The 23,033-nt window shown below is 27.7% G+C and carries 26 protein-coding genes; 7 read left to right on the forward strand and 19 right to left on the reverse strand.

The window, feature by feature from the left end:
- Nucleotides 1-2: 2 nt before the first annotated feature.
- A complete protein-coding gene (locus MKD34_RS10510; protein WP_240221530.1) occupies nt 3-1,334 on the reverse strand; it encodes a rhamnulokinase in 1,332 nt (443 codons plus the stop codon).
- Between the two features lie 9 nt (nt 1,335-1,343).
- Nucleotides 1,344-1,991: an L-fuculose-phosphate aldolase gene (locus tag MKD34_RS10515; RefSeq protein ID WP_240221532.1), complete on the reverse strand. Its 648-nt coding sequence runs from the start codon at nt 1,989-1,991 to the stop codon at nt 1,344-1,346.
- A 227-nt stretch (nt 1,992-2,218) separates the two neighbouring features.
- Here MKD34_RS10515 and MKD34_RS10520 point away from each other — a divergent pair, with 227 nt between their 5' ends.
- On the forward strand, nt 2,219-3,220 hold the full coding sequence (locus tag MKD34_RS10520; protein ID WP_240221534.1) for a LacI family DNA-binding transcriptional regulator: 1,002 nt from the start codon (nt 2,219-2,221) through the stop codon (nt 3,218-3,220).
- 27 nt (nt 3,221-3,247) lie between these two features.
- Here MKD34_RS10520 and MKD34_RS10525 read toward each other — a convergent pair whose 3' ends face one another.
- The 7 genes from MKD34_RS10525 to dhaK all read right to left on the reverse strand — a co-directional run bounded on the left by MKD34_RS10525 (nt 3,248) and on the right by dhaK (nt 8,644).
- A complete protein-coding gene (locus MKD34_RS10525) occupies nt 3,248-4,873 on the reverse strand; it encodes a BCCT family transporter (RefSeq protein WP_240221536.1) in 1,626 nt (541 codons plus the stop codon).
- Nucleotides 4,874-4,984: 111 nt separating this feature from the next.
- A complete protein-coding gene (locus MKD34_RS10530; protein ID WP_240221537.1) occupies nt 4,985-5,623 on the reverse strand; it encodes a hypothetical protein in 639 nt (212 codons plus the stop codon).
- Nucleotides 5,624-5,634: 11 nt separating this feature from the next.
- A complete protein-coding gene (locus tag MKD34_RS10535; RefSeq protein ID WP_240221539.1) occupies nt 5,635-5,820 on the reverse strand; it encodes a DUF1858 domain-containing protein in 186 nt (61 codons plus the stop codon).
- The gene (locus tag MKD34_RS10540) at nt 5,810-6,499 is read right to left on the reverse strand and encodes a nitrite/sulfite reductase domain-containing protein (protein WP_240221541.1); all 690 of its coding nucleotides are present in this window, start codon (nt 6,497-6,499) and stop codon (nt 5,810-5,812) included. The genes MKD34_RS10535 and MKD34_RS10540 overlap by 11 nt, the downstream gene beginning before the upstream one ends.
- A 131-nt stretch (nt 6,500-6,630) precedes the next feature.
- Nucleotides 6,631-7,026, reverse strand: a complete 396-nt coding sequence (gene dhaM / locus MKD34_RS10545) for a dihydroxyacetone kinase phosphoryl donor subunit DhaM (protein WP_240221543.1) — start codon at nt 7,024-7,026, stop codon at nt 6,631-6,633.
- Between the two features lie 8 nt (nt 7,027-7,034).
- The gene (gene dhaL / locus MKD34_RS10550; RefSeq protein ID WP_240221545.1) at nt 7,035-7,643 is read right to left on the reverse strand and encodes a dihydroxyacetone kinase subunit DhaL; all 609 of its coding nucleotides are present in this window, start codon (nt 7,641-7,643) and stop codon (nt 7,035-7,037) included.
- An 8-nt stretch (nt 7,644-7,651) separates the two neighbouring features.
- Nucleotides 7,652-8,644 carry a dihydroxyacetone kinase subunit DhaK gene (gene dhaK / locus MKD34_RS10555; RefSeq protein WP_240221547.1) on the reverse strand — a complete coding sequence of 331 codons (993 nt, stop codon included), beginning with the start codon at nt 8,642-8,644 and terminating at the stop codon, nt 7,652-7,654.
- A gap of 156 nt (nt 8,645-8,800) precedes the next feature.
- Between dhaK and MKD34_RS10560 the strand changes: the two genes are divergently transcribed.
- Nucleotides 8,801-9,031 carry a hypothetical protein gene (locus MKD34_RS10560; RefSeq protein ID WP_240221549.1) on the forward strand — a complete coding sequence of 77 codons (231 nt, stop codon included), beginning with the start codon at nt 8,801-8,803 and terminating at the stop codon, nt 9,029-9,031.
- A gap of 52 nt (nt 9,032-9,083) precedes the next feature.
- On the opposite strand, the gene MKD34_RS10565 is transcribed toward MKD34_RS10560, so the two are convergent.
- The 3 genes from MKD34_RS10565 to MKD34_RS10575 form a co-directional block, all read right to left on the reverse strand.
- Nucleotides 9,084-10,208, reverse strand: a complete 1,125-nt coding sequence (locus tag MKD34_RS10565) for an ABC transporter ATP-binding protein (protein ID WP_240221551.1) — start codon at nt 10,206-10,208, stop codon at nt 9,084-9,086.
- Nucleotides 10,209-10,320: 112 nt separating this feature from the next.
- Complete coding sequence (locus MKD34_RS10570) at nt 10,321-11,325, reverse strand: aldose epimerase family protein (RefSeq protein ID WP_240221553.1); 1,005 nt, start codon at nt 11,323-11,325, stop codon at nt 10,321-10,323.
- Entirely contained in the window at nt 11,322-12,494 is a 1,173-nt protein-coding gene (locus MKD34_RS10575) for an ROK family transcriptional regulator (protein WP_240221555.1), read from the reverse strand. The genes MKD34_RS10570 and MKD34_RS10575 overlap by 4 nt, the downstream gene beginning before the upstream one ends.
- A 184-nt stretch (nt 12,495-12,678) precedes the next feature.
- Between MKD34_RS10575 and MKD34_RS10580 the strand changes: the two genes are divergently transcribed.
- From MKD34_RS10580 to MKD34_RS10595, 4 genes are read left to right on the forward strand one after another with little or no spacing between them, the layout of a single operon-like run.
- On the forward strand, nt 12,679-13,866 hold the full coding sequence (locus tag MKD34_RS10580) for a galactokinase (protein WP_240221557.1): 1,188 nt from the start codon (nt 12,679-12,681) through the stop codon (nt 13,864-13,866).
- Nucleotides 13,866-15,353, forward strand: coding sequence for a UDP-glucose--hexose-1-phosphate uridylyltransferase (gene galT, locus MKD34_RS10585; protein WP_240221559.1), 1,488 nt, complete (start codon nt 13,866-13,868; stop codon nt 15,351-15,353). Before MKD34_RS10580 ends, galT begins: the two co-directional genes overlap by 1 nt.
- A 31-nt stretch (nt 15,354-15,384) precedes the next feature.
- Nucleotides 15,385-15,672 (forward strand): GIY-YIG nuclease family protein, encoded by a 288-nt coding sequence (locus MKD34_RS10590; protein WP_240221561.1) that lies wholly within the window; start codon nt 15,385-15,387, stop codon nt 15,670-15,672.
- 15 nt (nt 15,673-15,687) lie between these two features.
- On the forward strand, nt 15,688-16,476 hold the full coding sequence (locus MKD34_RS10595; RefSeq protein ID WP_040406909.1) for a sulfite exporter TauE/SafE family protein: 789 nt from the start codon (nt 15,688-15,690) through the stop codon (nt 16,474-16,476).
- A gap of 52 nt (nt 16,477-16,528) precedes the next feature.
- Here MKD34_RS10595 and MKD34_RS10600 read toward each other — a convergent pair whose 3' ends face one another.
- From MKD34_RS10600 to MKD34_RS10630, 7 genes are all read right to left on the reverse strand, one after another.
- Nucleotides 16,529-17,557 (reverse strand): M42 family metallopeptidase, encoded by a 1,029-nt coding sequence (locus tag MKD34_RS10600; protein WP_240221562.1) that lies wholly within the window; start codon nt 17,555-17,557, stop codon nt 16,529-16,531.
- Between the two features lie 84 nt (nt 17,558-17,641).
- On the reverse strand, nt 17,642-19,156 hold the full coding sequence (locus MKD34_RS10605) for an ABC transporter substrate-binding protein (protein ID WP_240221564.1): 1,515 nt from the start codon (nt 19,154-19,156) through the stop codon (nt 17,642-17,644).
- A gap of 132 nt (nt 19,157-19,288) precedes the next feature.
- A complete protein-coding gene (locus MKD34_RS10610) occupies nt 19,289-20,698 on the reverse strand; it encodes an alpha/beta hydrolase (RefSeq protein WP_240221566.1) in 1,410 nt (469 codons plus the stop codon).
- A 108-nt stretch (nt 20,699-20,806) separates the two neighbouring features.
- A complete protein-coding gene (locus tag MKD34_RS10615; protein ID WP_240220125.1) occupies nt 20,807-21,031 on the reverse strand; it encodes a YMGG-like glycine zipper-containing protein in 225 nt (74 codons plus the stop codon).
- Between the two features lie 78 nt (nt 21,032-21,109).
- Nucleotides 21,110-21,349 carry a TIGR03905 family TSCPD domain-containing protein gene (locus tag MKD34_RS10620; protein WP_240220127.1) on the reverse strand — a complete coding sequence of 80 codons (240 nt, stop codon included), beginning with the start codon at nt 21,347-21,349 and terminating at the stop codon, nt 21,110-21,112.
- Between the two features lie 45 nt (nt 21,350-21,394).
- Nucleotides 21,395-21,811, reverse strand: coding sequence for an RrF2 family transcriptional regulator (locus MKD34_RS10625; RefSeq protein WP_240220129.1), 417 nt, complete (start codon nt 21,809-21,811; stop codon nt 21,395-21,397).
- A 94-nt stretch (nt 21,812-21,905) separates the two neighbouring features.
- Complete coding sequence (locus MKD34_RS10630; protein WP_240220131.1) at nt 21,906-22,112, reverse strand: hypothetical protein; 207 nt, start codon at nt 22,110-22,112, stop codon at nt 21,906-21,908.
- Between the two features lie 177 nt (nt 22,113-22,289).
- On the opposite strand from MKD34_RS10630, the gene MKD34_RS10635 reads away from it, so the two are divergent.
- On the forward strand, nt 22,290-22,982 hold the full coding sequence (locus tag MKD34_RS10635; RefSeq protein WP_240220133.1) for a hypothetical protein: 693 nt from the start codon (nt 22,290-22,292) through the stop codon (nt 22,980-22,982).
- The last annotated feature ends 51 nt before the right edge of the window (nt 22,983-23,033 follow it).

A 23,033-nucleotide genomic window follows, 5' to 3' on the forward strand; every position in this document is an offset into this window, starting at 1 on the left:
AATTATAAACTTTTAAATTGTATTAAAGCATTTCCTGTAACTGAAGCTTCAATTGGACCTATTATAATGGAACAATCAAAAGATTTTCTAATAATTTCTATTAAAAAACTATCTTGATTACCTCCTCCTAAAAGTACAACATTATTAATCTCTTTATTAGATAAAGTTTTTATTAATTCTAAAGATTCTCTATAGTTATTTCCTAAACTGTTATAGATTATTCTTAAAATATCTTCTTTAGAATTTATTACACAACGATACTTTTTAAAATATTTATCTTTTATTAGATTTTCAATATCAGATGTGATTAAAAACTCTTCAGTTATTTCAATATGATTATTCAAAATAGAATTTTTAGCTAGATTTGAAAAATCTTTAAAATCTATATTTTCATTTTCTTTTTTCCATTGATTTCTTAAAGATTGTAATGGTAACGTTCCTATTGTCATAGACATAAATCTTATTTTTTTTTCTAAAGATCCTTCATTTACCAACCCCTTTTTTAATCCTACTAAATCAGTTATAGTTTTAGAAAGCTCAACTCCTAAAAGAGACCAAGTTCCATTTATCAAATATGCACTATTGTTATCTAAATTAGCTCCAATAACTGCACAAGCTGAATCATGACCTGGAACACAAACTATTGGTATATTTTGAGATATATCTAACTCTTTTAAAATTTCATCTTTTAAAAAATAAGATGTAGTCCCTGGATGAGTCAGCTCACCTTTAATCGTTGAAGGAATTTCTAACTTTTGGAAAATAGTTTTAGACCAATCTCGATTTTCAGCATTTAATAATCCAGAGGTAGAAGCTATAGTATATTCCCATACTTTTTCTCCTGTTAAATAATATAAAATTAAGTTTGGCATAAATAAAAATTCTTTAGCACCACTCTCTAATATATTTTCATACTTTATATCATAACATAGTTGATATATTGAATTAAATGCAAAATGACCATTTCCACAAATGTTATAATGTTCTTCCAATGATATTTTATTATGAACCTCATCAATTACTTTTTGTGGTATACAAGTTCTATATGATCTCGGATTTCTAAAAAGTTGACCATTTTCATCCAACCATCCATAGTCACATCCCCAAGTATCTATGCCTAAAGATTGAATATTTGAATTTTCTTTAAGTGCTTTTTTTATTCCTATTTTAATTTCATTTAAAATATAGGGCAAATCCCAATAAATTTTTCCATTTTTATTTAAAGTTTTGGTTGGAAATCTATGAACTTCATTTAATTCTAAGCAATTATTATTTGTAACAATGATTGCCCTTCCACTAGAAGCACCTAAATCTAAACATAAAACGGATTTCATAAAACCTCCCTATTTTATTTTTTTACCATAATCTTTGAATCTTTCTATCATATTATATATTTCTTCATCTTCTATAATTGCTGGCTCTCCAACAGCTGAAGATAATAGATACAAACTTGAAATATATTCTACTTGAATTAAAACATTATAAGCTATTTCAATATCCTCTCCTACTGTTGTTATTCCATGGTTAGCTAATAGACACGCTCTTGAATTTCTCATAGTATTAAAACAATTTTCAGCTAGTTCTTTTGTTCCATAACTTGCATAATCAGCGCATCTAACTTCTTTGTCACCTGTAACTGCTATCATATAATCTATTGCAGGTAACTTTTTTCTTAAACATGCTATGGCTGTTGAATATTTAGTGTGACCGTGTATCACTGCATTTATATCATTTCGATTTCTATAAAGCATTAAATGCATCTCTAACTCACTACTTGGTGTTTTTCCTTCTATTAAATTTCCATCTAAATCAACAACTGATACATCTTCAGGTTTTAAAAGTACATATGGAATTCCTGAAGGAGTTATTGCGATTAATTTTTCATTTCTATCGTAGATACTAATATTTCCTGCTGTTCCATTTGTAAGTTGATCACTCAACATTTTTAGTGATGTTGCAATAATTTTTTCTCTAATATGCTCAATTTTCAATTAAAATTACCTCCCTATTTTCAGTAAAATACTGTCTATATTTTTTATTCTATTAGATATATACTTTATATTTTTCTTGAAATCAATAATAAAACAAGGAATTTTATAATTTATTTACGCAAAAATTTGCGTAAATTTCATAAGAAAATTATATTAAATATATACATTTTTTTCTATTTCTGTTATATACTTAAAAATATATCAGCTTAATTTTAGGGAGGAACCTTATGAAATTAAAAGAAATTGCTAAAAGTGCAAATACCTCTGTTTCAACAGTATCTAGAGTTTTAAATAATAAAACAGGTGTAGGAAAAGAAAAACGAGATTTAATTGAAAAACTTTTAATAGAATCTGGATTTTATAATAACTCTTATAAAATAGCTAATGATATAAAAAGAATTGCTGTCATTGTCTCAGATTTGAAAAATCCTTTTTTTTCTGAAATTGTAAAAAAGATAACTGAAGAGTCAAGAAAAGAGTCCTATCAAGTACTAATTTTTGATACAGATGAAAACTTTCAAAATGAAATAGAATCAATTGATTCTATAATTAAATCAAATATTCTAGGTGTTATAATGTGTCCTTCTGGTGGTAGTAACTCTGAAAAAAATTTAAAAAAACTAGAAGACTATTCTATCCCCTTTGTTTTATTTGATCGAGAGCTAGATTTTTATCATGATGGAGTTTTTTTAGATGATTTTAAAGCAGGTTTTCTCGCAACAGAAGCTTTAATAAAAGAGAATCATAGTAATATAGGAATTTTAGTTGGAAAATTGAAGCATAAAAATATGTATAATAGATTTCTTGGTTATTGTCACGCTCTAAAAGTTTATAATATTGAATTCAATAATAGTTTTATTTATGAAATTGACTTAGAAGTTCAAGATGGTTACAATGTTGCAAAAAGTATTTGTTCAAAAAACTCTAACCTATCAGCTATTTTTTCCTGTAGTAATCTTATTACACTTGGTTTTATAAAATATCAAAATGAAATTAATAAAAAAAATAAAATTTCTATCATCGGGTTTGACAATCCAGATTATTTTGATATATTAAATTTAAATATAAGCTCTATTACTAGATCTATTTCTGAAATAGGATTGATTTCAGCAAAAATGTTATTTAAAAAATTAAAAAACAATACGGAGCACACTCAAAAAATTATTATAAATCCTATTTTAAAATTAAAAGGCTCTGAAAAAATAAAAAATGAAGCTGTAGATAACTAATGATCTACAGCTTTTAAATTAAATCTTTTATCTCATATTTATCTCTTTCAAGGTATCAGAAAGATATCCTATCTCTTCTAAAGACATTTTTTTTATTTCATTTTTCAATTTCATACGCTTTTTTATAAAAATATCTCTTTTAAGAGAGTAAAAAAGTGAAAAAATCATTATAGGAAGCAATATCAAAAGTGGAAAAGCTATTATTATAGATGCTGTTTTCAACATATCTAATCCACCAGCAAATATAAGTGCTATTGCTAAAAGTGATTGGAAAATTCCCCAAATTAATTTTTTATATCCTGGTGGATTTAAATCTCCATCTGAACTCATCATCCCTAAAACATAAGTGGCTGAATCTGCTGAGGTTATAAAAAATGAAGCTAAAAGTACTATAGCTACCCCACTCATTAAATCTCCCAAAGGATACTCACCAAAAACTAAAAATAATGCTGTTTCAGTGTGTTCTATTGCTATTTTTGCGAACTCTTTTCCTAAAGATATTCCTAATGTTCCAAAAGCTGAAAACCAAATAAATGAAACTAGCGATGGGATTACCACAACTCCTATAATAAACTCTCTTATAGTTCTTCCTTTAGATATTCTAGCTATAAAAGTTCCTACAAATGGAGTCCATGCAACCCAATTAGACCAATAAAAAATTGTCCACGAAGATAACCATGTTTTGTCACCAAAACTATTTGTTCTTAAACTTATCTTCAAAAAATTATTCAAATAGTTTCCCAAACTCTCTGAAAAAACATTAAAAATTCCAATTGTTGGCCCAAATATAATAACAATAAAAAGTAATAAAAATGATATAAGTACATTTAAGTTAGACAAAGTTTTTATACCTTTATCTAAAGACCCTAATGCCGAGTATACAAAGATAACTGTTACAACTCCTATTATTATAATTTGACTAGTTATATTATTAGGAATATTAAAAAGATAATTTAATCCACTATTTATTTGAAGAGCACCTAATCCAAGAGTTGTTGCTACCCCTGTTATAGTAGCTAAAACTGCTATTACATCTATTCCCATTTTTATTTGTTTTTCATATTTTTTTCCTTTTAAAATCGGTGAAAACAATGAACTAATAAGTCCTTTTTCTCCTTTTCTAAATTGAAAATATGCCATTCCTAAAGCTAAAAAACTATAAATTGCCCAAGGATGTATTCCCCAGTGAAAAAACGATGTATTAAACGCAAAATCTATTGCTGACTTGGAACCGCTCTCTATTCCACCTATTGGATTTACAAAATGAGTCATAGGCTCTGCTACTCCAAAAAATACCAATCCTACTCCCATTCCAGCTGAAAAAAGCATTGAAAACCAAGAAATATTTGAATATTCTGGTTTTGAATCATCTTTTCCTAATCGAATATCCCCATAACTACTACAACAAAGATATAAACATACTAATGCTATTAACAATACTATTATTAAATATAAAAATCCAAAATTTGTTATTATGGAATTTAATAATACTTTTGTTATCTTTTCAAACTGAGATTTATTTAATCCAATAACAGATAAAATTGCAAAAATGATGAAAAATGAAATGTAAAAAATGGGATCCTCTTTTAATAAAACTTTTTTGAAAGTTTTTGTTTTTTTAATATCTAACCCTATATTTTCTCTTTTGTTCACACTCATGTAAAACCTCCCTTTTTTTAAACATGATTTATAGTTTCAGTCAAATTAGTGACATTTATAAAAATAGCGAAGTTAATAACTTCGCCATTTTTAAATGTTTATTTTTTAATTCTTTTTTAATATCTTATACTCTCCTAAAGATTCTTCTAAGTACTCAAAATTATTGTTTAATTCCTTTATAAAATATTTTATCCAAATATTTCTTAAGTTATAAAAAACCCTTACATCTATACCTTCTTTATTCCAGATTTCTTCGTGAACACAAATCCTTCTTTTCCAGCTCACAAGATTTTCTTCAGAGATAGATATGATATTTACTCTATCACAAGGCATCCCATCTAAAATATAATTATTTACACTATTATATATATCAATGGCATTATTATATTCTCTTTCAACTTTAGCCTCTCTTGCTGCTAAAATACCTTGCTCTTGAAAGATCTCCTCTAATTTTTCCTTAGCATCTAAATCATCTTCCAAAATAATTTTTATCCATGCTGCTAATTTTGCTTCTGATGAATGTATTCTATTTTGTAACCATCCGTGTATATTTTCTAAATCAATAATCTCTTCTAAATTTCTATTTTCAAGTTTTTTTCCATATTTACTTTCAATTTCATTTCTAACATTTTTAATATCTATTCCCTCTTCTAAAGCTAAGGTAATAACACATTCCTCTATATTTTCAAACCATAATATTTTATTAAAAAGCCAATAGTGTATTTTTCCTAAAAATAAACTCACTTTACACCTCTCTATTTTTTATTTAATTTTTCTAAAACTTCATCTATATTTAATCCATGTATTTCACATGCCTGTTCTAAAGTTTCCATTTGTGCTGACGGACACCCTATACATCCCATGCCATACCCCATTAAAATTTCTACTGCCATTGGATTTATCTCAATAATATCCGCTATTATAGTATCCTTAGTTATCATTTTTTTCCTCCTTTGAATTTCTTTCTTTTATAATATCGTTTCTAAACTTATCTATTGTTATTCTATCTATAAAATGACCTAACTTTTCTCCCATTTGAGCATTCTCATTATAATACTCCAACACAATTTTTACTAAAAGGTACGCTTCATTTTCAGAAAGATTTTTAACTAAAATATCTGCATTTCTAGGATTAAAACCTGCACTTCCACCAACTGTAATAAAAAATTTTCCATCCATATCTACAATAACACCAATATCTTTAGAATAAGCACTTGTACATGCGTTTCTACATCCAACTACTGCTATTTTAGTTCTACATGGAAGTTCCATTCCATGAAAATCATTACTAATTTTCATACCCAAACCTATTGTAGGATATTTTGATCTTTTGCAAAAATTTGCAGGACAAATCTCCACATTTTTTATAGAATTTTGAGTTTTTACAGCTGGTTCCATCCCTAATTCATTCCAAATGCTAGGCAAGTCTTCTTCTTTCAAATTTGTTATTAAAATTCTTTGGCCCGATGTAATTTTTAAGACACCTTTATATTTTTTAGCAACTTCTGCTATTTTTATTAGCATATTTGGTGTTACAAATCCTCCAGGAATGTGAGGTGTTATTCCATATGTTTTTTTACCATTCTTAATCTTTTGTAAATTTCCTCCAAAATTTCCCACAATATCCTCTCCTTTCTTTTCTGAATATATAATATATCTTTTTGGACAATTTTTCTGTAACATAAGTTACATTTTTTATTTTTTTATATAAAAACAAGCTATTAAAATATAACTTTAATAGCTTGTATTCTCTATATCTTACTTAAAAACTTTAACTCTTTTAATTCAGCTTCTAACTCTTTTAAAGTTAATTTTTCATCATTTATTGCCATTCCCATTAATACACCTTCAACTAAAGGAGCATCCATTATTTTTATTTTTTCTTTATCATAATCTTCATCTAAGAATTCCAAAGCCAACTCTGCGTTTAATATTGAGCTTCCTAAATCACCAAAAATAGCAACCCCTCCTTTTATATAAGCTTTTTTTATAGCTTCCGCTATAATTAAAGGATTTGATCCTAGATAATCTTCATCTGTTCCACTTCCATTTACTACAGGAAAGTTATATTTTTTCATTTCATTACAAAGTTCAATAACCTCATCAGCTAAACGTTTACTATGAGAAACAACTACGAAACCTAACATTTTATCACCTACTTTAAATTTTTACAGATTGTATCAATGATTAAATATGAAGACATTGCTCCTGGGTCTATATGACCAATACTCCTTGCTCCTAGATAACTCGCTCTTCCTTTTGTTGCTAACATATTTTCAGTTGATTCCATTCCTTCTTTTGCTGTTATTTGAATTTTTTTCAATAATATATCTAAAGAATCTTCTTTATTATTTTTTAATACCTCAACTACTGGCACTATTGTATCTAACATTGTTTTCTCACCACATTGAGCTTTTCCCCTCATTTTTATTCCTTCTACCATTGCTTCAGCTGCTTTTATTATATTATTCCTATCTAATATGTCAATTCCTTTTAAACTTTGTGCTACTTTCATTAGGCCGGTTCCATATATTGCTCCTGATGCTCCACCTACATTAGATATTAGTATCATTGCTATTTTATTGAAGCAATCTGAATAATTAAGACTTTTTAATGTTTCACTTTCATCTTTAATTTTTTGAAAACCTCTAGATAGATTTACACCATGATCACTATCACCAATCTCTCTATCTAATTCACTTAAGTAATCTTTATTTTCATATATTCTATCTGCTATTTTGTCTATTAAAGTTATTAATTCCATCTGTCCTCCTAGAATGTTTTTAATGCCACAGTATCAGATTTAGCATTTAATAATTTTTCAATTTCATCATTAAGTTTTAATATTGTAATTGAAAATCCTCCCATGTCTAAAGATGTCATATAATTTCCTACTAAAGTTTTTTCTATGATAATATTTTTTTCCTTTAAAATATCTGTAACTCTATTATTAACTATAAACAATTCTATTAAAGTTGTTTCTCCTAATCCATTTACCAAAACCGCTACTTTCTCATTCTCTACTTTGGATTCTTTCAATATTTTTTCTAAAAGATGATCTACATGTGTATTTGCATCTACAAATTTTTCTCTATGAGTCCCTGGTTCACCATGTATTCCTAATCCAATTTCAACTTCATCTTCTGCTAAATCAAAACTATTTTTTTCAGTAGTAAATACCATACATGATTTCAAAGACATTCCCATTGTTTTTATATTTTCTACAACAACTTTTCCAAGCTCTTCGAGCTTTTCCAAAGAATATCCAGCCTCTGCTGCTGCTCCTAAAATTTTATGTACAAATATAGTTCCTGCTATTCCTCTTCTTCCAACTGTATATGTACTATTTTCTACTGCTATATCATCATCAACAATTACCTTCCCTACTTTTATCCCTTCCATTTCTGCCATTTCTGCAGCCATTTCAAAGTTCATTACATCTCCACTATAATTTTTAATTATAAGAAGAACTCCTGCACCTGAGTCAACTGCTTTTATTGCTTCATAAACTTTATCAGCACTTGGAGAAGTAAATATCTCTCCAGCTACTGCTGCATCTAACATCCCATATCCTACAAATCCTGCATGAGCTGGTTCATGGCCACTTCCGCCTCCACTGATTAAAGCTACCTTTTCACTCTTCTTTTCTTTTCTCACAATAATTGGTAAATCTTTCACACTTTCAATACTATTTGGATATGCTTTTATCATTCCATCAATCATCTCTTTTACGATATTCTCTTTTTTATTGATAAGTTTCTTCATAAATCTCCTCCTATTTTGAGTTATTTCAATATCTCTATATACTTTAATTTTTCTTTTTTGTCAAATACAATAAAAACTATAAAATTCTTTGTAGGATTTTTATCAATTCTTTAGTAGAAAGTAACATAAGCTAATTAGGCTAAGGGAGGAATAAAAATGGAAATGAATAAGAGTGAAGCTTTAAAAATTTATAAACAATATTTTAATGATGGAGAGTTTATTGATTTTTTAGAATCTCCATATATTGTTGAAGACTCAGATGACTTTGAAGATTATTATCCAGAGGGAACACCTAATCTCTTTTCAAAAGAAGCAAGTTCTTTGTTTTTTACAGCTTATAAATTAAACGAAGATTTGTTATCTGTTACAGTAGAAATCAAAAAATAAATTTAATACAAAAAAGAGGCCTTTAAAAAGACCTCTTTTTATATTCATACTATTAAATTGTTATATTCTTTTCTGTCTCTATATCAAATAAATGACACTTATCCATTTCAAAATAGAAATTCTCTTGTTGATTAAAGTTTGCTCCTGTAGATTTCTCTGCTGGAATTCTTGCTGTATACTGAGTATCTCCTATAAAGAAATAGATAAACTCCTCATTACCCATTTGCTCTACTATATTTACTTTTCCTACTAACGATGAATCACCAGGTTTTGCTGTATTTTTATTTCCTACATTTTCTGGTCTTATTCCAAACCATACATCTTTTCCTATATGCGCTTTTGCTTTTTCAGCTTTTTCTTTTGGTAATTCTAATTTGTCTCCATTAGCCAATTTTACAAGAGTTTTTCCTTCGTCTGAAATTAAAGAGGCTTTAACTATATTCATAGCTGGTGAACCAATAAATCCTGCTACGAATTTATTTGCTGGAGTATTATATAAATTTAATGGTGTATCTACTTGCATAATTTTTCCATAATTTAATACACAAATTCTATCACCCATTGTCATAGCTTCAACCTGATCATGAGTTACATAAATCATTGTTGCATTTTGTCCTTCTTCTTTTAATTGCTTATGAAGTTGAGTTATTCTTACTCTCATAGAAACTCTTAATTTTGCATCTAGGTTTGATAATGGCTCGTCAAATAAAAATACTTCTGGCTTTCTCACAATAGCTCTTCCTACAGCAACCCTTTGTCTTTGTCCTCCAGACATCTCTTTAGGTTTTCTATCTAAAAGATCTGTAATTTCAAGCTTCTCAGCTGCTTCTTTAACTCTTTTATCAATCTCATTTTTAGGAACTTTTGCCATTTTAAGTCCAAACGCCATATTATCATAAACTGTCATATGAGGATATAGTGCATAGTTTTGGAAAACCATTGCGATTCCTCTATCTTTTGGAGGTAAGTCATTAACTAGCTTCTCTCCTATATAGATTTCTCCACCTGTAATTTCTTCTAAACCTGCAACCATTCTAAGAGTAGTTGATTTTGCACAACCAGATGGTCCTACAAATACCATGAACTCTCCATCTTTAATATTAAGGTCGATACCATGAACTGCCTTAAATCCATTAGGATACTGTTTTTCTACTTTTTTTAGTACTACTTCTGCCATATTAATTCTTCCTCCTTGTTTTTTACTAAATCTGAGGTTATTATATAGCATCTTTTTATTTTTTTCAACTATTTTGTTTATTTTTAACTCTTTTTTTACATTTATTCTACAATTAGTTGTTAAATTCGAATGTTGTATGTGTATAATACTTCGTTTTATTATTATAAATTTTAGCCTTTTCTGGCATAAAGTTAAAAATATCTGGATAATCTTGCATTTCAAAACATATTCCATTATGCTTTTTATCTAAGAAATTTCCTGTATAAATAACTGCTACAGGTTCACTAGATTTCACTTTAATGTTTCTTCCTGATTCCTCATCCTTTAACTCAATATCAAAATTATATTTTTTTGATAATTCAAAAGGATGATCAATTCCTCCTCCAACAATCTCTACTTGTTTATGTGGTAACTGTAAAATCTCTCCTAATTTTTGAAAGTTTTCAAAGTTAATAAAATTATCTTCTCTCTCCATTTTTAAAGGAACTGTATTTTCATCTACCCAACCATACCCCTCTGCATTAACTTTTAAAAATTGTTCTTTTATATCATATTTTGCTTCTCCACTCAAATTAAAATATGTATGGTTTGTTAAATTTATATATGTATCTCTATCACTATCTCCAAAATATTCTATTTTCAATTTGTTTTTCACTAAAGTGTATACAACTTTAAAGTCTACTTCTCCTGGAAATCCATTTTCTAAGTGAGGACTTTTATATGTTAATGTTAAAATTCCTTTATCCTCAGAAATTTTTACATCACCCTTCCACACTTTTGTATTTAAACCATTAGGACCTCCATGTAAATTGTTTCCCCCATTATTTTTGTGCAACTCATAAATTTTATTTCCTATTTTTAAAATTCCGTCTTTTGTTCTTCCAGCTACTCTTCCTGTTATACATCCATAAAAATATTCATTTTTTTCATATTCTTCTAAAGTCTTATATCCTAAAGCTATATTTTCAAAATTTCCATTTTTATCAGAAGTTTTTAAAGATTTTATAATTCCTCCCAAAGAAATAATTTCCAAATCAACAAATTCATTTTTCAAATTATACAAAAATACTTGTTCACCATTCAAAGTTGTTCCAAACTCTGTAATATTTAATTTCAAATCTCATCCCTCCACATATTTTTTTTAAATAAATTATGTCTTACAACCGATATCGGATTATAAGTATGCATTTCATCTAACATATTTGAAACTATCAAATCATATTTTTGTTCCTCTAAAGTAACTTTTTGTAACTCTAACTTCAAAGTATTTAAAAGTAATTTTTCTTTAAATAGCTCTCCTACTAAAATTATTTTTTCTGGATTTATTAAAGAAATTATCATATCTATACTGTGAGCAATTATAACCATGGCTTCTGTACTAACCTTTGTACTTAAAAAATCTCTCTCTTTAACTCCTTGTAATACATCTAGAATCCCAATTATTCCTTTGGTATTTAATTTTTCTTTTAACGAACTATAGTTATTCAATTTAATCATAGAAATAAGTCTATTTATTATGGCTTTATTTGATGCCTCTGCTTCTAAACACCCTCTTTTTCCACAAGAACATCTTCTTAAACTACTTCTATCCATTACTACATGACCAATCTCTCCAGAAATAAATCCATGACCTGATAATAAATTCCCATTTACAAATATTGAACTTCCAATTCCTTCTGAAACATTTAAAACTACATAATTTTCACTATCCTGAGCTCCACCAAAATATTTTTCTGTTAAGGCCATAGCTCTAACATCATTTTCTATTAGTGTCGGCAAATTAAATCTTTTTTCAATCCTATCTCTTATATCAATTTTTTTTCTTTTATAGTGAGGAGAAAATATAATAATCCCCTTCTCTGAGTTTATAAGTCCAGTTATTGCCATCGATATAACTTTTATTCCTTTTTCCTCTTCTAACTCTTTTTCAATAATTTTTTCTAAATAATCTATTAACTCTTTATCTTCTGATATTTTATAACTTTTTGTTTTAACTATCTCTCCAGCTACATTTCCAACTGATATTACCAACGATGTAGGAGTTAATGATATTCCCAAAATTTTTCCTACCCAATATTTATTTAAAGATAAATCTATCGCTCTTCTTCCTCCAGTTGATTCTCTTTGAGATACTTCTAAAACTATTCCACATTGTAATAAAGGTTCAATTGATTTTGTTATAGCTGCTGGAGTTAGTTCCAACTCTTCAGCAATTCTTTTTCTTGATATTTTGTTTTTATTTTTAATCATCTCTAATATTCTTAATTGAGATTGTGTAAAATCCATATATTCCTCCCTAAATCTATATAATTTATAATACCTCTATCCAAGTCTCTAAGTCAATGTATTTAACACTAACTTTTTTAACTTTTTTAATTAACTTTGTTCTAAAATTATATTTTTACTTTTAAGTAATCTATTTTTAAAGTATACTCAAATCAAAATAAACAAAACAAAGGGGAGAGTATTTATGGAACTTATCAATAACTTAGTAAAAAATTTTAAAAAAGAATTTAAAAAAGATGAGAAAACTTCAGTTGAAGTTTTCTTTGCACCAGGTAGAGTTAATCTAATTGGAGAACATATTGATTATAATGGTGGTAAAGTTTTCCCATGTGCTTTAGATTTTGGTACTTATGCAGTTGTAACTAAGAGAGAGGATAAAATTTTTAAAATGTATTCTGAAAATTTTAAAGAGTTAGGAATTATTGAATTTTCTTTAGATTCTTTAATATATGACAAAAAAGATGATTGGGCTAATTATCCAAAAGGTGTTGTAAAAACTTTTTTAGATTCTGGTTTTAATATAAATAGTGGATTTGATGTTTTATTCTTTGGAAATATTCCAAACGGTGCAGGTTTATCATCTTCTGCTTCTATTGAAGTTTTAACATCAGTTATTCTTAAATCTCTATTTAATTTAAATATTAATATGGTTGATATGGTTAAATTAAGTCAAAAAACAGAAAATGAATTTATTGGTGTTAATTGTGGTATTATGGATCAATTTTCTATTGGAATGGGTAAGAAAGATCACGCTATACTTTTAGACTGTAATACGCTTGAATATTCTTATGCTCCATTTATTTTAAATAATGCGTCTATTATTATTGCAAATACAAATAAAAGAAGAGGTCTTGGTGAATCTAAATATAATGAAAGAAGAGCTTCTTGTGAAAATGCACTAAAAGATTTAAAAGATAATGGTATTAACATTAATACTCTTTGTGATATGGATTCAGAAAAATTTGAAAATACAAAACATTTCATAAACTCTGAAGAAGCTATACCTAGAGTTAGACATGCTGTTACTGAAAATGAAAGAGTTTTAAAAGCTATGAAATGTTTAAAAGACGGAGATATCTTAACTTTTGGAAAACTTATGAATGATTCTCACAAATCTTTAAAAGATGATTATGAAGTTACTGGTCTTGAACTTGATAGTTTAGTTGAAGCAGCTTGGGAAGAAGAGGGAACTATCGGTTCTAGAATGACTGGTGCAGGATTTGGTGGTTGTACTGTATCTTTAGTAAAAAATGATTGTATTGAAAAATTTATTGAAAATGTTGGTAAAAAATACAAAGAAAAAACGGGTCTAGAAGCTACATTCTATATTGGTAATCCAGGAGATGGAGCTAAAAAGTTAGGTGATTTTTAATGATTAACTCTTTAATACAAGAACTACTAAACTACGGCTTACAAAAAGAACTAATCGATTCATGTGAAGAAATTTACTCTAGAAATCTTTTACTCGATGTTTTAAATTTAAAAGAGTGGAAAAAAGAAGAACCTAAAACAGGAAGAGATATTGAAATTATACTTCTAGATATTTGTCACTGGGCTATTGAAAATAATTTGATTAATGACTCTCCGTCTGAAATGGAACTTTTAGATACTAAGTTAATGAACTGTATTACTCCAAGACCAAAAGAAGTTATTAATAAGTTTAATAACGATTTTAAAATTTCACCTGAAAAAGCAACAGCTAACTATTATGAATTTTCAAAAAATACCAATTATATTAGAGACGCTAGAATTAAAAGAAATTTACATTGGTTTTCAAATACTCCCTACGGCGATTTAGAAATAACTATTAATTTGGCTAAACCTGAAAAAGATCCTAAAGATATTGAAAGAGAAAAAAATATGCCTAAGTCTTCTTATCCTAGTTGTCTTTTATGTTTAGATAATGTAGGATACAGTGGCAGATTAAATCATCCAGCTAGACAAACACATAGAGTTATTCCTATGAATTTAAAGTCTGAAAATTGGTATTTTCAATTTTCTCCATATGTTTATTATAATGAACACTCTATAGTTTTTTGTGAAGATCACAGACCTATGAAAATGGGCAAAGATACTTTTGATAGACTTTTAGAATTTATTGAAATCTTTCCACATTATTGTATTGGTTCTAATGCTGATTTACCTATAGTTGGAGGATCAATTTTATCTCATGATCATTATCAAGCTGGAAAGCATACATTCCCAATGGAAAAAGCTCCAATCGAAAATAAATTTCAAATGAAAGCTTTTCCTGAAGTTAGTTGCGGAACCATTAAATGGCCTATGTCTGTTATTAGAATATCTTCAAAAAATAAAGAAACTCTATCTAAAGCAGCTGAATATATTTTTGAAAAATGGAAAAATTATAGTGACGAAACTGTTGATATTATAGCTTATTCTGAAGGTATTCCTCACAATACCGTTACTCCTATTGCTAGAAAAGTAGGCGCTGAATATCAAATAGATTTAGCTTTAAGAAATAACAGAACCTCTGATGAGCATCCTATGGGAATATTCCATCCTCATTCTGAAGTTCATAACATAAAAAAAGAAAATATAGGACTTATTGAAGTTATGGGACTTGCTATTTTACCTGGAAGACTTCAAGAAGAAATGATTCTTTTAGAAAAAGAATTACAAAATCCAAATTGGCAAATTACTTTAAAAGAGAATCCTACTCTTGGTAAACATTATGATTGGATTAAAAATATAGTGTCAAAAAGAGATGATATTGTAACATTAGATATTTTAAAAGAAGAGATAGGAAAAACTTTCTCTACAGTTTTAGAGCATGCTGGGGTCTTCAAAAGAGATGATACTGGAAAAAAAGCTTTTAAAAACTTCACAGACACATTATAATATTTTATATAACTATTATAATGAGGATGATATGAATAATTCAAATAAAAAATGGTACGTTTATATTCTAAGATGTGAAAACAACTCTTTATATACGGGTATTACAACAAATGTTACAAAGCGATTTCAACAACATATTAGTGGAAAAGGAGCTAAATATACAAAAATTTATAAACCTACAAAAATTGAGGTTGTTTTTATTAAAGAAAATAGATCTGAAGCATCCAAAGAGGAAATTCGAATTAAAAAACTAACTAAGTTAGAAAAAGAGAGATTGTGTAAAAATATATTTAATGATATACTCAAAACAAATAATTAACTAGGGGGCGTTTTAATGTTAGAAACCTTTTTTTCAGAGATTTCTTTAATTAACTTTATGTTTTTAGCTTCAGCTTGCTTCTGTGCAGCATTTGTTGATGCTATTGCTGGTGGAGGTGGATTAATTAGCTTACCAGCTTTTTTAGCTGCAGGATTAGATCCTCATATGGCACTTGGAACAAATAAACTAGCAGCTTTTTTTTCAAGTAGTGGTAGTGCTTTTAAGTTTGCTCGTTCAGGAAAAATAAATTGGGATTTAATAAAATACCTAATTCCTTTTTCCTTCATTGGAGCTATTTTAGGAGTTAAAGCAGTTATTTTGATTGATTCAAAATATCTATATCCTATTGCATTCTTTTTACTAGTTTTCGTTCTTATTTATACTTTAAAAAATAAAAATTTAGGTAGCCATGATAATTTTCAAGGAGTAAATTCAAAAAATTTAAAACTTGGAATCTTAATGGCATTTTCTCTTGGATTTTATGATGGATTCTTTGGTCCTGGAACAGGTTCGTTTATAATATTTGGATTTATTGAAATTTTTAAATTGGATTTCATCAGAGCGAGTGGAAATTCAAAATTTTTAAATTTAGCTAGTAATATTGCTAGTGTTATAACATTTATATACTATGGAAAAATTGCTTATATGTACGCCCTTACAGTTGGAGTTGTAATGCTAATTGGAGCTAATGTTGGTGCCAAAGTTGCTGTTACAAGAGGTACAAAGTTCATAAGACCTGTTTTTCTTGTTATAACAACTATTGTTACTGCTAAAATGGCTATAACTTTTTTACAACAACTATAAATATAACCAAATAATAAAAACCCTCTTCTTTAATTAGAGGGTTTTTTATTATTTAAAAGTATGCTATTAACAATTTTATAGTTTCTACTATTCCATCTACATGAGTTCTTTCATAGTGATGAGTTGCATCAACATTTGGTCCTATACAAGCATATCTTAAATCTGCACCTTGGAGAATTGATGCTGTAGCATCTGATCCATATCTATTATAAACACCTACTGTATAATTGATACCGTTCTTATCAGCTGCCTCTTGTAATCTTTTTCTTATTTTTAAATCATAAACCGTTTTATTATCTCTTGCAGCAATACTAACTTTTTTTTCATCACCGTGGGCATCATCAGCTACAAGTCCAATATCTAGTGCTACAAATTCATCTACATCTTTTGGTATTTCTGATACTCCATGTCCTACCTCTTCAAAATTTGAAAAATAAACATATAAATTATTATTTGGTTTTTTATTATTATCTTTTAAATATTTTAGATAAGCTAGTACTTGAGCTACACAAAGCTTATCATCTAAGTATCTTGATTTTATATATCCTGATTCTGTTATTTTAGTTTTAGTATAATAACTTACAAAATCTCCCTGACAAATTCCAAGAGCTCTAGTATCGCTTTCAGAGTATACCTCTTCATCTAATCTAACTTCCATATTTTCAGCTATTCTTGGCATTTCTCTTGGAATATCTCCATACACATGAACCGATGCTTTAATAGGTAATAATGTTCCTTCGTATTCTCTCTCATCTAAAGTATGAATAATAACATTTTCTCCTTCTACAGATCCCCAAGCATATCCTCCGATATTTATAAGCTCTAAACGGCCATTACTTTTTACTTTTTTTACTACAGCACCTAGTGTATCAACATGAGCTGATAATAATCTTGTATAAGTAGAATCTTCCCCTTCTATTTTCACAATTAAACACCCTTTTTTACTGTAACTATATTTAAATCCTAACTTCTCCAACTCTTGAGCTATTCTATTCATAGCTTTTTCTGTATAGCCAGCTGGACTTGGAATAGCTAAAATTTCTTGTGTAAATTGTAGTGTATAATTTAAATCTAACTTCATACCCCTCAACACTCCCTTTTTTTATTTTTTATCTAAATTGTTGACTATAATACTCTTCTTCTTCACCTTTGTCAAGAAGATTTATTATTGAATTTCAATTGCCGCATAATTATGAATTGTATTAGCAACTGGGATAAAATTCTTTATTCTTTTATTTAATCCCATATTTTCATTTTTATAATACAATGGAACTAGTGGATTCTCCTCTGCTAAAATCTCTTGTGCTTTTGAATAAGCCTCTATTCTTTCTGAACTCTCTGTTGATTTTCTACCTAACTCAACTAATCTATCATATTCAGAATTTTCAAAATTAGCTCTATTTCCAGCTCCTCCTTTATAGCTACTATGTAATAAAGGAAATAAAACTATATCCGAGTCTGAAGTTCCAGCTACCCATCCCCCTATAAACACATCAAAATCTCCTTGAGCTGTCATTTGTAGGTAAGTTCCCCATTCTACAGTTTCAATTTCTGCATTTATTCCAACCTCTTTTAAATTGGCTTGTATAATCTGAGCAGCTTGTAATCTTACTGGATTATCATTAGACATAATTTTTATTATCTTATTTTTTACCCCTGATTTTTCTAAAAGTTCTTTAGCTACTTCTGGATTATAATCTATTTTTCCAACTTTTTGGTCACTTCCAAAAACTGTAGGATTTACTATTGTATTTGCCACACTTGCTTTTCCTAAATAAACTGCATCTACTATACTTTGTTTGTCTATAGCATAATTTAAAGCTTTTCTATAATCCTTATTATTAAAAGGTTCTCTTGCTGTATTCAAAGTCAAATACTCTGTTGATGTTGTAGGAAATGACACTGCATATAAGTCCAAACTTCCCTCTACAGTTTGAACATCAATTGGTGCAATCGTTGCTATATCAATCTCTCCTGTTTCTAGTGCTGCTAATCTACTTGTATTCTCAGGAATAGCTCTAAATATCAGTTCATCTATTTTAGCTTTATCGCCAAAATATTCCTTATTGGCAACCAATTGTATTTTTTCTCCATCTCCCCAATTCTTATATTTAAATGCTCCAGTTCCCATAGCATCTGTAGCAATATTTCCATTTTTTTCTTTTGTATACTTTTCATTTAATATTGCAGTTAAAGGATATGACAATGTATATAATAAGGGTGCCGATGGTTCTTTTAATTTTATTTTAACTTCATAATCATTTATTGGTTCAATACTCTCAATAGCATCTAACATTACTTTGGTAGCTGGTTTTTCTATCATTCTATTTAAACTAAATATAACATCATTTGCTTTTAACTCATCTCCATTATGAAACTTGATGCCCTTTTTTAATTTTATTACTAATTCTGTTGGTGTTATATACTCATAAGATTCAGCTAATTCTGGAGCTATTTTTCCATTTTCATCAATTTGAAATAACGTATTGTATATTTGCTCTACTATAGAAAGAGACGGAATTTCATTATACATAGCTGGATCTAAGCTTTTAGGTTTAGATCCCAAAGAAACTGTTACTATTTTAGATTTCTCTTCTTTCTCTATCCCACTCTCTTTTTCACCACAAGCTGATATAGCTAAACAAGCTAATGCTAACCCAAATAAATATTTTTTCTTCATTTTATTAAACCTCCCCGAGTTTGTAATTTTTAAAATACTACTCCTTCTTTAAAATTTTGTCAATTCAATTTTGAAAATTTTTTTCAATATATTACAAAAAAGAAAAAAAGTTATAGAAATATTCTATAACTTTTACTTAAGTACCATTTTTATATCATTTTCAATATACTGAAAAAATTCGTTATACCTCAATCTATACAAAAGATTAGGAGATAAATATAGAGAATTATTTTCTCCTTTTAAATTCAAACCACCTAGTATTGAATCTCTTCCATAAATAGAATTATCAGGTGATATTGGTATCGCTACATGTGATAAAGAAAAATTGGATTCATTCCATTTAAGGTTTGATTTACTTTCTTCTGAAAATTCATTATTATTATAGTTTAAGATAGCTACCTCATCATCTTTTTTACTACTGTAATTACTAATAAATGCTACATTAAATTTAAAATTTAATTCTGACATTTCGTCTTTTAAATTCAATTTTATTAAGTTTGGTTTAAAAAAATCTTCAAATTTTCTATTTATATCAAAAATAACTAGCTTATTATTTGGATTTTCCATTTTTTGAAAAATATCATATAAATCTTTATCTAGAACAGTAGAATCTACTAATGAAGTGTAGCTATAAATAGGAGGTAAGTTCATTTTTTCTTCTTTACTCAACTTTGAAAAATTTAATTTTGCTTTTTTTATTAGATAATATACTTGAATTCCTGGATTTTTAGGAAAAGAGTTGTACTTACTCGGATCATATTCTGGATTTATATCTAACCATTGAAACTTTTTAAAGTATGGAATCATACTAACCCAACTATCTAAAAAACCAAATTTTGCTGCAGAAGATACTCCCATAGCTGGTGATAACCAAAATACCTTTTTAGGCCTAGGTAAATCTTTATCTTTCTTTACACTCTGAGTCATATATTGTAAAGTTGCTGCTGCTCCTGTTGAAAACCCTACCATATAAAACTCTGGATTTTTTATATCTTTTAATTTTTCTTTTATCATTTTAGAACCAAATATTGCAGCTTCTTCAAAATCTTTTTGAGATATTTTCGGTAACTCTCCTGGAAAAGTTCCATGGTATTTATATCTTAATCCTAAAACATAGTATCCCTTTTCATAAAAAATTTGACCCACATCTCTCATCATAAAAGGTGAATCTGTTAATCCATGAAGTAAAAGTACTCCACCTTTAATTTCTTCTGGAATAAGCTCAAAAGAACTATTTATATTTTCACCTTTTTCATTTATTGGTGATAATATACCATTTTTAGAAAATCTTGTTAAATCATCTTTTGATTTAATTTCTACTTCTGCATAAGTTTTTTCTAAAAATTCTTTTTCCGCAACTAAATATTCATCAATTGTTTTAAATTTTTCATAGGATGGTTCTTCATATTTACTTTTTTCGTGCCATTTTTTTAGTTCTGGTGCCATTTTATTATATAAATAAGCTCTAGTAAATTGAACTACTAATATTAATATTATAAGAAAAATTAAAAATTTCTTAATTATATTGATGACTGTTTTCACAAATAATCCCCCCTTTAATTTATATATATCTAAACTAATAAAAGCTATCATCAAACTTTCTATAAGTTGATAATAGCTTTTTGCTTTTTTAGTAAATTTTATCTAGCTCTAATTTCCTAGAACATTACCCTTTTTATTATAATTATCCACTGCTGCTCCACCTAAAGCTCCAACTCCAGCTCCTATTAAAGCACCTTTAGAGTCTCCTGAAATTGCTGTTCCAACTAACGCCCCAGCTCCAGCTCCTACTAATGCACTTTTCTCTCTAGATGTCATATTCGAGCAACCTACTAACATTAAACCTAAAATTAAACCTAAAAATAATTTTTTCATTTTAAGGACCTCCTATAAAATTAAATCAACACAATAATTCAATTTATTATACTATCTAACTTTATAATTTCCTTGCTTTTAAACTAATTCTCTCAATAATTTAGCCAACTGATCTGGGCAAGATGTTCCTCTCTCTGAACAATCAATACCTTCTAATTTTTTTATTACGTTTTCTATTGTCATTCCTTCAACTAATTTTTCAATAGCAACTGTATTCCCGTCACATCCTCCGAAAAATTCAATTTTTTCAACAACGTTTCCATTTAATTTTATACCAATCTCTTTTGCACAAACACCTTTTGTTTTTAAAATTTTCATTTCCCAAAATCTCCCTTTTAAATTCTTGTTAAATATATAAGATTATTATGAGTCATATCCTGAGCAGTTTTCAAGTTTATCCATAGTTATCTTTTCTAACTCCTCTTTTATTTTTAAGTTAACTCCCTCTAATTTGCATCTTAATCCACATAAAGCCATTTTAGAAGTTGTACAACTTGTTTTATCTTCAAAACATCCGTTTACTTTAATTCCACCTTCTAAAACTTCTACTATATCGTATACACTTATATTTTCTGGCTTCTTTGCTGCTACATAGCCACCTTTTGCACCACGAAATGATTCCACTAAATCAGATGAAGTTAATTTTCCAAGAATTTTAAGTGTAAATCTTATAGAAACACCTGAAATTTCAGAAATCTCCTTTGCATCCATTTTTCTATTTGCTTCACACAATAAAAGTACGATTCTTATACCGTAATCAACTTCTCTACTTATTAACATTGTTCCTCCAGTTTTTTTAATTTCAATACTAATATTGTAGACCATTTTTTACTATAAATCAATACATATTTTATATAATTTAATTGAAAACGCTTTATTTAAATAAGATAAAAAACAACACAACTATAAAATCTACTATAAAAATTTTGGTAAGAAGACTTTTTCTATACATTGGATTACTGAATAATCTAATATAATCATTAATACCTAAGTAACCTCTATATTTTTCATTCATAAAAAAATATGTAAATGCATCAAAAGTTAGTACTATTAAGTTATATATTATCAACCTTTGAACCATAATTTCCTCCTTAAACTTCTTTGATATAATAATATATTACTTTATGTATTATATAATGTCAAATATTTGAAGAATACTATATTTTAAATTGAATTTTTGATTAAAATGAATTATAATGATATCAGTTAGTATAATATCTATATATAAATAAAGTATTAATCTATAAGGGGGAGAGCTATGAGTTTTTTATTTAAACTTTTTAACAATAAGAACATCAAGGAACTCGAAAAAATTAATCTAACTTTAAGTGAGAAGTTACAAAATCTTCAAAAAGAGTTGGAGGAGAAAGAGGTTCTTATTAGTAATTACTCTTCTTTGCAATCTAAGCCAAATACTGACTATTCTAAGCAATGGCAACTTATGGAAAAAAATCTTAGAAATCTACAAGAAGAAAATAGAATGTTAAAGGAGAATTTCATTAAATTAAATAGAATTATTCCGAAACAACAATGGCAATACTCTTTTTTAGTTGATTTACATTACTTTTATTCAGCTAATAAATTTGTAAGTATTAGAGAAAAACTTTTAGAATCTGGTATTAAATATTTACAAGAAATAAATGAAGAGATGTTTTCAACACTTTTAAAAGAAGATCGTTATGTACAAGAAGGACTTCAAAAATTTTTAGATTATAAAAAGGGAATTATTGATTGGGATGTGAAAACTTTCTTAATGAAAGGTGATAAGGTAACTAAAATTTATCAAAAATCTAGAAAATTTTTAAACATTTTATCTGAGCAAAATATTGAATTTATGGTTGATTTAGAATCTTTCGATTTTCAATCGCTTAATGATTTTGGATTTGCTCAAGAAGATATAGATGCTTTTAAACAAAAATATGAATCATATAATGCCGAAAGAAAAATATAATAGCTTTTACCTAGTTTATATATTAGGCGTAGAGTTTTGGGGAGGAAATTT

This window comes from Cetobacterium somerae (genome assembly GCF_022430525.1).
GTDB lineage: Bacteria > Fusobacteriota > Fusobacteriia > Fusobacteriales > Fusobacteriaceae > Cetobacterium_A.

Bases quoted from the DNA above. Each gene is read 5' to 3' on its own strand.
- MKD34_RS10510 (WP_240221530.1), bottom strand. From the start codon at position 1,334: ATGAAATCCGTTTTATGTTTAGATTTAGGTGCTTCTAGTGGAAGGGCA.
- MKD34_RS10520 (WP_240221534.1), top strand. From the start codon at position 2,219: ATGAAATTAAAAGAAATTGCTAAAAGTGCAAATACCTCTGTTTCAACA.
- MKD34_RS10535 (WP_240221539.1), bottom strand. From the start codon at position 5,820: ATGATAACTAAGGATACTATAATAGCGGATATTATTGAGATAAATCCA.
- dhaM (WP_240221543.1), bottom strand. From the start codon at position 7,026: ATGTTAGGTTTCGTAGTTGTTTCTCATAGTAAACGTTTAGCTGATGAG.
- dhaL (WP_240221545.1), bottom strand. From the start codon at position 7,643: ATGGAATTAATAACTTTAATAGACAAAATAGCAGATAGAATATATGAA.
- dhaK (WP_240221547.1), bottom strand. From the start codon at position 8,644: ATGAAGAAACTTATCAATAAAAAAGAGAATATCGTAAAAGAGATGATT.
- MKD34_RS10560 (WP_240221549.1), top strand. From the start codon at position 8,801: ATGGAAATGAATAAGAGTGAAGCTTTAAAAATTTATAAACAATATTTT.
- MKD34_RS10565 (WP_240221551.1), bottom strand. From the start codon at position 10,208: ATGGCAGAAGTAGTACTAAAAAAAGTAGAAAAACAGTATCCTAATGGA.
- MKD34_RS10575 (WP_240221555.1), bottom strand. From the start codon at position 12,494: ATGGATTTTACACAATCTCAATTAAGAATATTAGAGATGATTAAAAAT.
- MKD34_RS10580 (WP_240221557.1), top strand. From the start codon at position 12,679: ATGGAACTTATCAATAACTTAGTAAAAAATTTTAAAAAAGAATTTAAA.
- galT (WP_240221559.1), top strand. From the start codon at position 13,866: ATGATTAACTCTTTAATACAAGAACTACTAAACTACGGCTTACAAAAA.
- MKD34_RS10590 (WP_240221561.1), top strand. From the start codon at position 15,385: ATGAATAATTCAAATAAAAAATGGTACGTTTATATTCTAAGATGTGAA.
- MKD34_RS10595 (WP_040406909.1), top strand. From the start codon at position 15,688: ATGTTAGAAACCTTTTTTTCAGAGATTTCTTTAATTAACTTTATGTTT.
- MKD34_RS10600 (WP_240221562.1), bottom strand. From the start codon at position 17,557: ATGAAGTTAGATTTAAATTATACACTACAATTTACACAAGAAATTTTA.
- MKD34_RS10605 (WP_240221564.1), bottom strand. From the start codon at position 19,156: ATGAAGAAAAAATATTTATTTGGGTTAGCATTAGCTTGTTTAGCTATA.
- MKD34_RS10615 (WP_240220125.1), bottom strand. From the start codon at position 21,031: ATGAAAAAATTATTTTTAGGTTTAATTTTAGGTTTAATGTTAGTAGGT.
- MKD34_RS10620 (WP_240220127.1), bottom strand. From the start codon at position 21,349: ATGAAAATTTTAAAAACAAAAGGTGTTTGTGCAAAAGAGATTGGTATA.
- MKD34_RS10625 (WP_240220129.1), bottom strand. From the start codon at position 21,811: ATGTTAATAAGTAGAGAAGTTGATTACGGTATAAGAATCGTACTTTTA.
- MKD34_RS10630 (WP_240220131.1), bottom strand. From the start codon at position 22,112: ATGGTTCAAAGGTTGATAATATATAACTTAATAGTACTAACTTTTGAT.
- MKD34_RS10635 (WP_240220133.1), top strand. From the start codon at position 22,290: ATGAGTTTTTTATTTAAACTTTTTAACAATAAGAACATCAAGGAACTC.